The 14,052-nt window shown below is 38.7% G+C and carries 10 protein-coding genes; 4 read left to right on the forward strand and 6 right to left on the reverse strand.

The genetic code is table 11. From position 1 onward, the window contains the following. Window positions 1-133: 133 nt before the first annotated feature. The 3 genes from yidC to FEE95_RS15015 form a co-directional block, all read right to left on the reverse strand. Window positions 134-1,990, reverse strand: coding sequence for a membrane protein insertase YidC (yidC, locus tag FEE95_RS15005; protein ID WP_138658817.1), 1,857 nt, complete (start codon window positions 1,988-1,990; stop codon window positions 134-136). Window positions 1,991-2,091: 101 nt separating this feature from the next. Further along, window positions 2,092-3,714 carry a CTP synthase gene (locus FEE95_RS15010; protein WP_138658818.1) on the reverse strand — a complete coding sequence of 541 codons (1,623 nt, stop codon included), beginning with the start codon at window positions 3,712-3,714 and terminating at the stop codon, window positions 2,092-2,094. A 50-nt stretch (window positions 3,715-3,764) separates the two neighbouring features. After that, complete coding sequence (locus FEE95_RS15015) at window positions 3,765-4,007, reverse strand: DUF3820 family protein (RefSeq protein WP_138658819.1); 243 nt, start codon at window positions 4,005-4,007, stop codon at window positions 3,765-3,767. A 109-nt stretch (window positions 4,008-4,116) separates the two neighbouring features. Here FEE95_RS15015 and FEE95_RS15020 point away from each other — a divergent pair, with 109 nt between their 5' ends. Both FEE95_RS15020 and FEE95_RS15025 read left to right on the forward strand, forming a co-directional pair. Beyond that, window positions 4,117-4,989, forward strand: a complete 873-nt coding sequence (locus FEE95_RS15020) for a hydroxypyruvate isomerase family protein (protein ID WP_138658820.1) — start codon at window positions 4,117-4,119, stop codon at window positions 4,987-4,989. 26 nt (window positions 4,990-5,015) lie between these two features. Then, window positions 5,016-5,285 carry a hypothetical protein gene (locus tag FEE95_RS15025; RefSeq protein ID WP_138658821.1) on the forward strand — a complete coding sequence of 90 codons (270 nt, stop codon included), beginning with the start codon at window positions 5,016-5,018 and terminating at the stop codon, window positions 5,283-5,285. Between the two features lie 9 nt (window positions 5,286-5,294). Here FEE95_RS15025 and FEE95_RS15030 read toward each other — a convergent pair whose 3' ends face one another. The 3 genes from FEE95_RS15030 to guaA form a co-directional block, all read right to left on the reverse strand. Then, window positions 5,295-5,831, reverse strand: a complete 537-nt coding sequence (locus FEE95_RS15030) for a DUF922 domain-containing protein (protein WP_238474593.1) — start codon at window positions 5,829-5,831, stop codon at window positions 5,295-5,297. A 27-nt stretch (window positions 5,832-5,858) separates the two neighbouring features. Next, a complete protein-coding gene (locus FEE95_RS15035) occupies window positions 5,859-8,048 on the reverse strand; it encodes a PBP1 and LysM peptidoglycan-binding domain-containing protein (protein WP_138659202.1) in 2,190 nt (729 codons plus the stop codon). A 177-nt stretch (window positions 8,049-8,225) separates the two neighbouring features. Then, complete coding sequence (gene guaA / locus FEE95_RS15040; protein ID WP_138658822.1) at window positions 8,226-9,758, reverse strand: glutamine-hydrolyzing GMP synthase; 1,533 nt, start codon at window positions 9,756-9,758, stop codon at window positions 8,226-8,228. 130 nt (window positions 9,759-9,888) lie between these two features. On the opposite strand from guaA, the gene FEE95_RS15045 reads away from it, so the two are divergent. Beyond that, a complete protein-coding gene (locus FEE95_RS15045; protein WP_138658823.1) occupies window positions 9,889-11,751 on the forward strand; it encodes a tetratricopeptide repeat protein in 1,863 nt (620 codons plus the stop codon). 218 nt (window positions 11,752-11,969) lie between these two features. Beyond that, window positions 11,970-13,832: a tetratricopeptide repeat protein gene (locus tag FEE95_RS15050; RefSeq protein ID WP_138658824.1), complete on the forward strand. Its 1,863-nt coding sequence runs from the start codon at window positions 11,970-11,972 to the stop codon at window positions 13,830-13,832. Window positions 13,833-14,052 lie beyond the last annotated feature (220 nt).

The raw sequence follows: 14,052 nt of genomic DNA on the forward strand, positions 1-14,052 counted from the left end.
CATAAAGCTAATAATCTTTATACCTAACGTACTGAAAGTCTTATTATTATCGTTGAAATGCACAAAAGTTGGGTAAAATCAAAAGGCCCCTACAAATTGCAGGAGCTTTTTCGATAAGTGTAGGGGGTGAAATTTATCGCTTCCCTGCTTTTTTCTGCTCTTCAGCCTGTTCCATCATTTCACGCATCTTCTTTTGGAACTTGTTCTCTTTCTTAGGTTTCTTTTTATTCTCTTGAATTTGGGCATGAATCTTATCGTTGTCCAAAATGAAATTCTTGATCACTAACATAATTCCAATGGTAATTAAGTTAGATACGAAATAATACAAACTCAATCCACTTGCATAGTTGTTGAAAAAGAACAACATCATTAAGGGCATCAAGTACATGATAAATTTCATGTTAGGCATGCCTGGTTGCGAAGGCATATTCTGCCCAGTGGTCATCATCATATAAAAGAAAATAGCAATTGATGCCAATATTGGGAACAAGCTCACATGATCACCATAAAAAGGAATTTCAAAAGGTAGCTGTGCTATACTATCATAAGAAGATAGATCATCAGCCCATAGGAAGGACTTTTGACGTAAGGCAAATGAAGTTGGAAAAAACATGAAAAGCGCATAGAAAATCGGCATCTGCAGGAATGCAGGAACGCAGCCGCTCATTGGGCTGACTCCAGCCTTTCCATAAAGCTTCATAGTTTCCTGTTGCTTTTTCATGGCATTATCCTTGTACTTCTCGCCAAGCTCTGTAATCTCTGGCTTCAATACTTTCATCTTCGCCTGCGACAAATACGATTTATACGTAACGGGCGACATGGCCAATCGCACTAAAATGGTCATAATAACGATGGCAATTCCGTAAGGTAAAAATGAACTGAGAAAAGTATAGAAAGGAGTAAAAACATATCTGTTAATCCATCCGAAAATACCCCAGCCGAAATAAATCGTATCGTCTAGTCCGTACTCTTCGTACTTCTTTAGTACTGCAACATCGGCAGGCCCATAATACCAGTCTAAACTTTCTGAAATTTCACCGCCTTCCATAGCTATTGGAATTGACGCTTCAAAATTTTTGGTAAATACTACTTCCTTGCTTTCTTCTTCAACCAAGTCTTTAGAAACCAGCTCAGCTGTTTTAAAGTTCCTTTTTGTAGCTAAAATAGAAGTGAAAAAATGCTGTTTGTAGGAAATCCATTTTACATCTTCATCGGTCTCTTCGTCATCCCCTCTGGCTGACATATAATCTATTTTTCCATCGTCAAAATTACGCATGACCTCCGTGTATCGGTTTTCATACTCTACGCTCTTATTATGACGAATACCTTTCAACTTCCATTCGAGCTGAATCGGTTGACCGGAATTTATCACCCCATTCAATCCTTGTGACCGAACAGTGAAATCAACCAAATAGTCATCCGGTTTCATTTCGTAGCGGTACTCCAAAAATTTATCGGCAGCAACTTTGGCCTTCATCGACAATACTTGATTGTCTCCACTTTGCGTCAGCGACGGTTCAAAGTACAAATCCTTAGTATTAAGAACTCTATTATCGGAGGTAGAAAAATTCAATCCAAAGGAAGCATTTCCATCTTTAATTAGATATACCGGAATAGAATCATAGGTATGAAACTGTTTCAATCGCGCCTCGATAATCTGACCACCTTTGTTACTGATTTCGAAATAAACCAAATCATTTTCCAATTTAGTAGTTTTATCAGATGGAGGGGTAAAACCAAATGCACCGTTGTTACTTCTATAATTGGCTACTGCTGTAGAATCTTGAAGGTTTATCGGAGCAGCTTCCGTTACGGCGTTCTCTTGAATGGTATTCTTCTCAGCCTTTTGCGCTTCTACTTGCTCCTGCTTTGCTTTTTCAGCCGCTACCTCCTCAGGTGAAGGCCGATTCTGATAAAGCATCAGCATGATAAGGCCAAAAATCAGCACAAAGCCGATGATAGAATTTATATCGAGTTTCTTGTCTTCCATCTAAATAAAATGTGATTTGGTAAATGTTTGATTTCCTGTTCTTAAACAAATCCAGTAGAAGCAAATATATGCCCAATTGTGCATTTTATGCCAAACTGGCACTAGTTTGTTGATTTCTTGTGTTTTAAAGCAGCTTTTATAAACCCAACAAAAAGTGGATGTGGATTAGCCACAGTACTTTTATACTCCGGATGGTATTGCACCCCAACAAACCAAGGATGTTCGGGCACCTCAACAATCTCTACAAGTCCGGTTTCTTTGTTAATGCCGGTGGCAAGCATTCCAGCATCTTCCAATTGTTCTTTGTAGTCATTGTTGAACTCATAACGGTGACGGTGTCTTTCAGAAATATCAGAAGCGCCTTGATAGGTTTTTGAAGCAAGACTTCCTTTTTTCAAAGTACAATCCCAAGCTCCCAGTCGCATTGTCCCTCCCTTATTGGTGACAGACTTTTGTTCTTCCATTAAATTAATGACAGGAGCGGTTGTCTTTTCGTTCATCTCGGTAGAATTTGCTTTTGAGAGTCCGAGTACCGTTCTTGAATATTCAATTACCGCCATTTGCATTCCTAAACATATTCCTAAAAATGGGATCTTGTTTTCCCTAGTGTAGCGTACCGCTTTGATTTTGCCTTCAATGCCGCGCTCTCCAAAACCGGGCGCTACAAGTATTCCGTTAAGTCCAGCTAGTTTTTTCTCGATATTACCCATATTCAAATGCTCTGAATGGATAAATCGCACATTAACCTTTACCTGATTAGCAGCACCCGCATGAATGAAGGATTCTAAAATGGACTTATACGAATCTTGCAGTTCAACATACTTTCCTATCAGGCCAATTTCAACTTCATGTCTTGGGTTTTTATGGCGCTTCAAAAACTTTTTCCACTGCTCTAAATCCGGCGCTTTTTTATCCGACAAAGCTAATCGTTGTAATGCAACTGTATCAAGACCTTCCTCTTGCATCAAAATCGGAACATCATAAATCGTTGATGCATCTATAGATTGAATTACCGCTTCACGCTTCACATTACAGAATAGCGCCAGTTTTTCCTTCTTTTCATCTGAAATTTCATGCTCCGTCCTACAAACCAGAATATCCGCTTTGATTCCGCTTTCCATCAAAGTTTTGACGGAGTGCTGCGTTGGTTTTGTCTTCAATTCTCCAGCGGCAGACAGGTATGGAACTAGGGTCAAATGAACTACAATGGCATTGTTATCGCCTAACTCCCAAAGCAATTGTCGCACTGCCTCTATGTACGGAAGGGATTCTATATCACCTACGGTTCCGCCAATTTCAGTTATGATAATATCATAATCACCACTATTTCCCAGTAGTTGAACCCGCTCTTTTATTTCGTTGGTAATATGGGGTACGACTTGAACAGTCTTTCCTAAGAACTCACCGCGACGCTCTTTTTCAATTACGCTTTGGTAGATTCTTCCCGTGGTAACATTATTTGCCTGTGAAGTCTTTACATTCAAAAATCGTTCGTAGTGACCTAGATCCAAATCCGTTTCGGCACCATCATGTGTCACATAGCACTCACCATGTTCATAAGGGTTCAATGTACCGGGATCTACATTAATGTAAGGATCTAATTTTTGAATTGTTGTTCGATATCCGCGTGCTTGTAGCAATTTTGCTAAAGAGGCTGCAATGATACCTTTTCCAAGAGATGAAGTAACGCCTCCCGTAACGAATATATACTTGGTCTTTGACATGAATCGACTTCTGTGTTACGGGATTCAAAGATACAAATTGCAATAGGAAATCAGTACTTCTTGGGCGGAAAATCTTTTTGCACCCTACGTATCAGGGGTTCAAGTCCGTTTACTTTGATTTCATGCATCGATTTTAGGAGCATACCAAGCTTTCCATCTGGGAAACCTTTTTGATTGAACCAAACCAAATACGGCTCCGGTAAATCTACCAGATAGCGCCCTTTGAACTTACCAAATGGCATTCGATAATGGGCTAGCTCTATAAGTTTTTCCTTGTCAGGGTTTAGGTTCATAGGATAAGAATAAATCAAATGGATTTAAAAGTAACTCTATTTGACAATATCTCCATTGGTATTGTTGCATTTGTTATATTGCATTACGTATCAACTCAATAGCGTGATTATGAAAAGAAGAAACTTCATAGGTACATCTGCCGCAGCTTCCGTCGGACTTCTAGCCACTAAAACCAGTTCTGCAATGTCTTCCAAAGTACAATCAGAAACGAACGAACTCAAAGGAAATATCAATCATAGCGCCTGCCGATGGTGCTACAGTAAAATTCCTATGGAAGACTTCCTCAAGAATCTCAATGATTTAGGAATCAAAGCAATGGACTTGACCGGACCTGAAGATTGGCCTTTAATGAAGAAATATAATATTCATGCTTCAATGTGCTGGGGAGCAGGCAAAGGAATTCCCGAAGGTTGGAACGACCCAAAATTACATGACGAATTGATCGCCGATTATCTTCGTGTGATTCCCCTGGTAGCGGAAGCCGGTTATACGAATTTGATTTGCTTTAGTGGAAACCGAAATGGAATGGATGATTCTGTAGGCTTGAAAAATTGCGCTGAAGGCTTGAAAAAAATTATGCCAGCTGCTGAAAAACACGGTGTAGTCATTCAAATGGAACTGCTCAATTCAAAGGTAGACCATGCTGATTATATGTGCGACCACACTTCATGGGGTGTTGAACTTTGTAAAGCAGTGGGTTCAGATAACTTTAAACTGCTCTACGATATTTATCATATGCAGATTATGGAAGGTGATGTCATTCGAAATATTCAAGATTATCATCAATACTTCGGACATTATCATACGGGTGGCAACCCAGGGCGACACGAAATTAATGAAACCCAAGAGTTGTATTATCCGGCCATTATGAAAGCTATTGTGGATACAGGGTTCAAGGGATATGTTGCTCAAGAGTTTATTCCCACTTGGGAAGACCCCATAGCTGCCTTAAAAGAAGGGGTTACGATTTGCGATGTCTAATTAATTTATCAAACCTGCTTTAGACCATGCGTAAAATCAGAATATTGTTTTTTACAGCTTTGAGCGTGTTTCTACTTTCAAGTTGCGTAAAAGCCGCCAAAGACTTGGTTGATGACATCGAATTAAGAACACAGTGTGTTGAACGATTAGCCGAATACACTACCGAAAGTGGCGACAAAACCTGTTCGCAAATAAGGTCAGAAATCGATGCTATTTTAAGGGATTGTGGCGAATTTTTGTCTCAGGAAGAAAAAGATGATTTGAATTTTGCCAAAGACAACTGTACCGATAACTAGTTAGTTCTATCACTTCAAAAGTGCTTTTGCAATCTCTTCATTCCAAATCAATTGCTGCTCTCTATCTCTTGAAAAGTTGGTTTCGTCATCATATTTGTTCTGAAAATCATTTAACTCAATATTGATTTTACGATAGATCGAGCGAACCTTTGCCTTAACATTACCGTGCGTAAAGGTAGCTTCACCCAAACGTTTTCGAAGTTTACGAGCATACAACTCTGAAATATCAAAATGAAGTTGTTCATGACTTAATATGACCTCATCACATAATTCGGGTTGATACCAAGATTTTGTGGGATAGAAATAGGTGTCGATTTTAAAATCAACCTCGATATTATCTTTGGTGCCAGAGGTAGAAAATCGGTAGGTTATACCACTTGCCGTTGTCGCCGCGGCTCTATTGTTTGGTGGAATCTTGCCTTTAAAATCCTTCCAAGAAAGACGTTTTTCGGCGCTCCAAGTAATGGTATCGTAACCCTGTAGCGACTGCTGAAAAGATAGCAATAACAGAATTACAAGTCCGAAACCAAACTTTAAAATACCCAAGTCAGCAAGATTACTTTTTCGTTTATACTAGTTCACTTGTTTGATTCGCATCTTTTCGTAAGACATGATATACGAAGCCTGATTGTAATAACCCGATGCGAAGTCTTTCTCATATGAGAATTTGTTGCCCGTATACTCCGTTTCTCCGATGACCTTAGAAACCTCCATCAAATTGTTTTTGTAAGCTAATTTGAGCACTAAGTCATAGGTAAGGTCAAATCCACGTACGGCATACATATCCGGGGTTTCTCCAAATCTCTTGCGATAGCGTTTTACAAAAGCATTATTACCAACCTCGCGATACACAGAAGGATAGGTGAAATTCAAATTAGACAAGTGCGAGTTTGATAGTACTTCATTTTCAAAAGCCTTGCCTTTGTAGGTGGTGAACATTCGCACAAAAACCTTTTTAGTGCTTATTTCCGGGTCGATTACCGAGTTGTGAAAAGAGTTTAATATCGAGGTGACGCTTGAAGCCAATCTAAAATTATCCGTTTCAACGATTACCCAATTTTCTTGTTCTTCGGATAAAAGCTCCGCCACCTTTTCCCTATCAATACCAATGTTCTTTTCTTCCTCAATGACCTCAACTACTTTTGCCTCGGGAAAATGTGCCAATATCGAATCCCGTACGACGGCATTCGTACTATCTGCAATGATAAGGATGTTTTCCTCTTTTACTATGGATTTCAAGTGCGCCAACATTCGTTTCCTTAGAATTTTATCTGAAGTATAGGAAAAGAAAACATTGCTCATACTCAATTTGGTATCCGCCGGAATTGGCGCAATAACCGGTACACGATGTTGCGATGCCCTAACTGCTACTTCCTGTAAAGATGGAACATCAAGTGGACCAATAACCGCACTGTATTTGGAAAGGTCTTCACTAATTAAAATGGATTTCGTTTTCAACGGACTCAATTGGTTGTCAAGGGATTTCACATCTACTGAAATACCCAACTCGGCAAGGGAGTCAAGTGCAATCAAAGCCCCAGAATACAAGCCTAAACTTATATTGGCATCTCTGCGTTTTTGAATCATACTCACGGTGTTTGCTCTATTGTCAGCGTCCATTCTATCGGTACGGAAAGGCAACATGAACATCAACTTAGGAGTATTGGCCACATTGATACTATCCAACAAATTAATCTTGTCTAAGACCAAGGCATTTCTAACTTCGAAATCACCCGTTTGTTCCTTTGGGAGCTTTAACACCATTCCCGCTTTCAAACCATTCTTCAAATCAGGATTTAAAGCCAATAATTCTGTATACGATATTCCCAGCTTACGTGTCAGCGAAAATTCGGTCTGTTTTGGTTTTACCTCATAAAAAATATAGTTGTCTGTATTGACTTCACCCGTCTCAACTTTCCGTTCTGGAATTCGAATGACCATGCCCTCCTTCAAGCCTCCTCGTTCTGAAATCTCAGGATTCAAACGTACAATCTCATCCGACTTTACATTGAACTTTTTCTCCAATTGATAAAAGTTCATTTTTGCAGGAACGGAATAGGATAAAAAAAGCTCCGTAACTTGGTTCTGTACACTAGAACCAGCTTTCTTAGGCATCTTCAACTCCGCGCCTTCCGCCAAATAGCTCGTGTTCTTCGCCAAAGACGGATTCAAAGTTTCCATACTATCGATGGTAATTCCGTATTTATGGGCAATACTCCATCGGGTTTCCTTGGCTGCAACGGTATAGGTTTCGTAATCGCCTTCTTCGATGGTATTTTCAGAAGGCTTTACTCTTCTATACTTCGGAATTTTCAACACCATCTTCTTTTTCAACTGTGTGGAATATAAATCGCGGTTATAACGTTTGATATCCTCCTCTGTAATATTATAGCGTTGTGCAATACCATACAAAGTTTCCCGCTTTCGGACTTTGTGCGAAGTAAACCCAATAGGTTCTTCTTGTTCAGCTTTAGGGTCTTTTGCCGCCGGAGTTCTTGGATTAGTAGGTGTACTTGCAGCAGCTTGGTCGACCGTACCTTCAGCAGGAATTACCAAAATAGTACTTGGCCTTAAATCTTGACCTGCACGAATCTCCTTATTATACTTTAATATATTCGCCGGGGTAACCTTATATTTCTTGGCTACACTCTCTAAGGTTTCTCCTTTCTTGACAGGATGTGTTAGAAACTTTTGCGCTGTTGCTTTGCATCCTACAAATACAAACAAAAGCAATACGACTATATTTTTATAAACTTGATTCATGTGTTTTATTCCTAGTTGAAATTCTTTGGTCAAAGGTTTGGTTAAATTTTTAAATTTTACTTCTTACTTAAAGTCCTCCCCTAACCCCTCCCAAGGAGGTGGATGGTTTTTAGGATAAAATAACTCTTATTTCTAGTTTCATACTTCGTACTTCAAACTTCGTACTTCTAACCTCCCTTACTCCCATTCTATCGTTGCTGGCGGTTTGGAACTTATATCATATACGACACGATTCACTCCAGGGACTTTATTAATGATATCATTTGATGTTTTCTGTAAAAACTCATAGGGTAAATTCACCCAATCGGCGGTCATACCATCAGTACTTTCCACCGCACGTAAAGCTACACATTTTTCATAAGTCCGTTCATCGCCCATGACCCCTACACTATTGACGGGCAGCAACATAGCACCCGCTTGCCAGACTTTGTCATACAAGCCCCATTCGCGTAGTCCGTTGATGAATATATGATCTACTTCTTGCAAAATGGCCACTTTATCTCTTGTAATATCTCCTAAGATGCGTATTGCCAAACCGGGACCTGGGAAAGGGTGTCTTCCTAACAGTTCTTTATCCAATCCCATACTGGCGCCTACTCTACGTACCTCGTCTTTAAACAACATTTTCAAAGGCTCTACTACTTTCAATTTCATATAATCGGGCAATCCGCCTACATTATGGTGACTCTTTATGGTCGCTGACGGACCGCCAGTCGCAGAAACCGATTCAATCACATCAGGGTAAATCGTACCTTGCGCCAACCAATTCGCACCTTTAACCAATTTCGATTCATCATCAAATACCTCGACAAAAACACGCCCTATTATTTTGCGTTTTGTTTCAGGATCACTCTCACCAGCCAATTCATCCAAAAAGCGTGCCGAAGCATCTACGCCTTTTACATTTAGGCCCATTCCCTCGTATTGTTTTAGGACTCCGTCGAATTCATTTTTACGAAGTAATCCGTTATTGACAAAGATGCAGTGAAGGTTAGAACCTATCGCTTTATGCAATAGAACAGCAGCTACCGATGAATCTACGCCACCAGATAATCCTAAAATTACTTTTTCATCACCAAGCTTTTCTTTGAGTTCGGCTACCGTAGTTTCAACAAAAGCATCGGGCGTCCACGTTTGTTCTATTCCGGCAATGTTGACTAAAAAATTCTCTAATAACTGTTTCCCGTCGGTGGAATGATATACTTCAGGGTGGAATTGAATACCATATGTTTCTTCCCCATCAAATTTAAACGCAGCATTTTCAACATCATGCGTACTAGCCAAAAGCTGGGTATTTTCAGGAAGTTGTTTAATCGTATCTGCATGACTCATCCAAACTTGGCTTCCGGTATTGACCTTTTCTAAAAAGGGGTTTCCTGTTTCTACATGCGATAAATTTGCCCTACCATATTCCCTAGTATTCGATTTTTCAACATTACCCCCGTTAAAATGGGCCAAATATTGTGCTCCGTAGCAAACACCCAACAATGGCTTCTTTCCTCGAATTTCTGATAAATCTGGATGCGGCGCATCATCGGCCCTCACCGAAAACGGAGAACCCGAAAGTATCACCGCCTTATATTCTGAAAGGTCTTCGGGGGGCTTGTTAAAAGGTTTTATTTCAGAGAAAATATTCAGCTCTCGAACGCGTCTACCAATCAATTGGGTATACTGAGAACCGAAGTCTAGAATCAGGACTTTATTTTGCATGGGCAAAAATAGCAAAATCGAAAATTTGGGAAAGGGTTCTTTCAGGATATTTACAAGAGGTTTTTAACAACCGTTAAAATGCTTCAAAAAATCAGTATTTTAGCTGCACCACCCACAAAACCAAGCCCATATGAAAACCAAAACCTTTTTTTCACTTGTCTCGCTCTTTCTTTGCTTTTCTTTTTCTTCATTTGGGCAAAATTCGAAAAAAGTAGATAGTTTAATAACGATATATAGGGAATTACCCGACGATACGCTAAAAGTGAAATTCATGAATGGTGTATTTAGGTATTATTCTTCAAATTTGAGTCCGGAGTTTAAGGAGTATGCCAAACAACAATACGAGCTAGCTAAAAAACTAAATTTTAAAAAAGGAATTGGGCAAGGCTTGTTTAATTATGGAAATTATTTCTATCATAGAGAGGAATCAGATTCGGCAAAATTCTATTATTCCAGAGCCCTAAAAGTGTTTAAAGACATGGATTATGCAAAGGGCGTAGACTTTGCTAGATCTCTTCTTGCTAGAACAGCTAGATATTATGATGATTACGACACAGCCCTTGATGTAGTTTCAGATAATATTGACTATTTTAAAAAAGTTAAGGATACAAAAAACATAGCTAGCTCCTATTATGACGAAGCTTCACTGCATTTTAAGCATAGTAACTATAAATTGGCTCTAGAGAAAAATCTCAAAGCCCTAAGACTCTTTGAGCAGATAAAAGATACAAGTTACCATGCACCACTATACTTTAACCTTTCTAATATTGAACTTTATTCAGATAATTATGAGAAAGCTTTAGAATACAAACTTAAAAACCTCCGCTATCTCAATAAAAAAAACAAGAGGCCTTTTGCTTCGTCATATAATGGCTTGGGCAATATTTACCTAAAACTAAAGGATTATAAAAAGGCAGATAGTTTATACAATATAGGATATACACTAGCCACTGAAATAAAATGGACCTATTTACAAAAATTAATACTCGGTAATCATTGTGAGAGTTACCTAGATCGAAACGATTACGTTAACGCCTTAAAAAAGGCAGAGACCTATATAGAGATTGAAAAAAATAATCCTAATGACATTGAATCTTCTCGTGGCCTTCAGCTTATGGGTAGCGTATTAGCGAACCTAAACCGATTAGAAGAAGCCAAAACGTATTTAGATAAAGCACTACCGCTTGCTAAAAAAGAAAATTATAGACCTCGTACGATTTCAATATACGAAACTCTTACAAATGTGAATGCTAAACTAAATCATTATAAGGAAGCCTATGAAGACCATGTAATACTCACCACGATGCAAGATTCTATATACAATGAAAAAAAATCGGAACAAATAGAAAAAATGCGAGCCACTTTCGACACTGAAAAAAAAGAACAACAAATTGCCCAGCAAGAGACTGAAATATCGCTTTTAGAAGAAAAAGAAAAAACGAGTCGCCTTCAAAAGATTGCACTTGGCAGTGGTTTAGGCCTTTCGGCACTTGCGCTGGGTTTTGGATTTTATGGTTTTCGGCAAAAAACAAAAAGAAACAAACTTGAGAAAGAAAAGGTAGAGGCCGAACTGGAATTTAAAAAGAAAGAATTGACCACCCATGCCCTGCAACTAGCCAAAAAGAACGAAACCCTCGAAAACCTAAAGCAAAAAGCCAACGAATTGAAATCTTCAGAAGTGCATAACGGATATCAACAATTGATAACCGCCATTAATTTTGATTTGCAAGACGATAACAATTGGGAAAATTTCTCGCGCTATTTTGAAGAAGTGCATAAAGATTTTAATAGTAATGTTGCCAAAAAGTATTCCGATATTACGCCAAACGAACTGCGATTAATGGCCCTCTTAAAAATGAACCTTTCCTCAAAAGAAATCGCGAATATCTTGAATATTTCTTCGAATGGCATCAAAAAGGCGCGGCAACGATTGCGCAAGAAAATGCATCTTTCTACAACCGAATCCCTTGAGAGTGCCGTTTTGAGCATTTAGCAGAACCCCAGTAAATATTAGGCTTATAGAACTATTTTTATGGAGTACACCATTTGTACCCCCTCTTTTTTACCTCATCGGGTTTCGTAACAATTATCTTGTTATCAGATTACTATTTATGGAAGTGCCCTAGCTAGTGCATAAAAGACATCCTTTAATAACTTGGATGTCTTAAAAACTAGTTTAGGCGGTACCTTCTACCACAAAACCAAACTCGTATGAATACTGCAAAAAAAATTAATTCCATCATTCTTTTATTATGTATTCCAGTTGCCTTTTGGGCTCAGAATACACATGAAATAGATAGTTTGCTTAAAAGCTATGAAACCCAAGTAATTGACACGGTAAGGATAAGGACCGCTCATAATATCTTCAATTATTACCTGAAAGATGATTATAAACAGGCAGAAAAATATGCCGAAGAAATGCTCACTTTAGCACAAAAAACAAAAAATCCAAATTTTCTAGGTATTGCCTATCGAAATCTTGGTAATTACAATAGTCGTATTTCAAAAGTCCAAGAAGCTCTAGATTATGCGCGCAAAGCAAGAGATCAATTTAAGAAGGCAAATAACACAAATAATCTTAAAGCCGCTTACTCAGACTTGTTACAAAGATTCTATACCATATCGCAATACGATTCTGTACTCTTTTATTGCGATGAACAAATATCACTTCTGTCAAGTGAAGAAAAAGATACAACATCAAATTGGAGTTATGTATTAAAGGTAAAGTCAATCGTTTACGCCAACCAAGGTAAAAACGTTCTAGCCCTTAAAAATGGAATAGCTTCTCTTAAATACGCAGAAGATGATTATAGCAAAATAGGAACATTAGGCAACCTAGGTAAAATTGAAAGCGCACGTGGTAATTACAAGCAAAGTTTAGAATTCGACCAAGAGGCACTTAGGCTGGCAAAAAGAATTTCAAGGACTTTTCAAATAGCACAGATTTCAAACAATTTAGGAGATACCTATTTGCAAATGAAAGATTATGCAAAAGCAAAAGAATCATTCCAATATGCAGAGAAAATTGCAAGAGAAAAAGGGCATGCTGTACAATTAGCGGCAGCTCTTGGTTATCAAGGAGAACTTGCAATATCAGAAAACCAATTTAAAGTGGCACAATTGAAATATAAAGAATCAGCGCAACTATTTAAAAAAATCAGTCCTATTAATTATGCTATTGCTTTAACCGGTTTGGCCAGCGCACATAATAAGTTAGAAAACTACACCGAAGCCATTCCATTTCTAGACGAAGCCATTCCATTGTTAGAAAACCCCGGTGCTCTTGATTATTTAAAAGACAGCTTTAAAGAACGAGCGATTGCCTATGAAGGAATGCAACTACCCGCTTTGGCTCTTCGAGATTTTAAAAAGTTTAAAATTTACAATGATTCTATTTTTAACGAAAGTAAGTCCGAACAAATAGAAGAATTGCGGGCCATTTACGACACCGAAAAAAAAGAACAGCAAATCGCCCAACAAGAAACAGAAATATCCCTCTTGGAAGAAAAAGAAAAAGTAAGCCGACTTCAAAAAATAGCGCTAGGCGGTGGTCTAGGACTTTCGGTTTTGTTGGCCGGTTTCGGGTTTTATGGGTTTCGCCAAAAAATGAAAAGCAACAAACTTGAAAGGGAAAAGATAGAGACTGAACTGGAATTTAAAAAGAAAGAACTCACCACCCACGCCCTGCACTTGGCCAAAAAGAACGAGGTATTGGAACAGGTAAAACAAAAGGCCAAAGAGCTGAAATCTGTTGAAAACATAGAAAAAGGCTATCAAACCTTGGTACAGACCATTAATTTTGACCAACAAGATGACAGGGCCTGGGAGAATTTTACACAATATTTTGAGGCGGTGCACAAAGATTTTGCCAAGCACAGCGTAGAGAGGTACCCTGCAATCTCAAAAAACGAATTGCGTTTGATGGCGCTTTTAAAAATGAACATGTCTTCAAAAGAGATTGGGAGTATCTTGAACATTTCTGCTGACGGGGTGAAAAAAGCACGGCAGCGCTTGCGTAAAAAAATGCAACTTTCGCCCCAAGATTCACTGGAAACCACCGTAATGGCGATTTAGCCCTCTTTTTTCAACCCTTTGAAACATCAATAAAATCAACGCTTTACAAGGGGTACCCCTTTTGTACCCCCATAAAAAAAAGGCGTACCCCTTTCGTACCCCTTCCCTTTTTTAAATCTCACAGGAAGCACTCTAGGTTTGTGGTGTTGTTAGTTCAACAATCAAGTTTTGTGGTCTTGCTCGGTTCGGTACTGCAGATCAAAACCGAGTAGGTCACACA

The organism is Maribacter algarum (ex Zhang et al. 2020), from assembly GCF_005885635.1.
GTDB classification, from domain to species: Bacteria; Bacteroidota; Bacteroidia; order Flavobacteriales; family Flavobacteriaceae; genus Maribacter_C; species Maribacter_C algarum.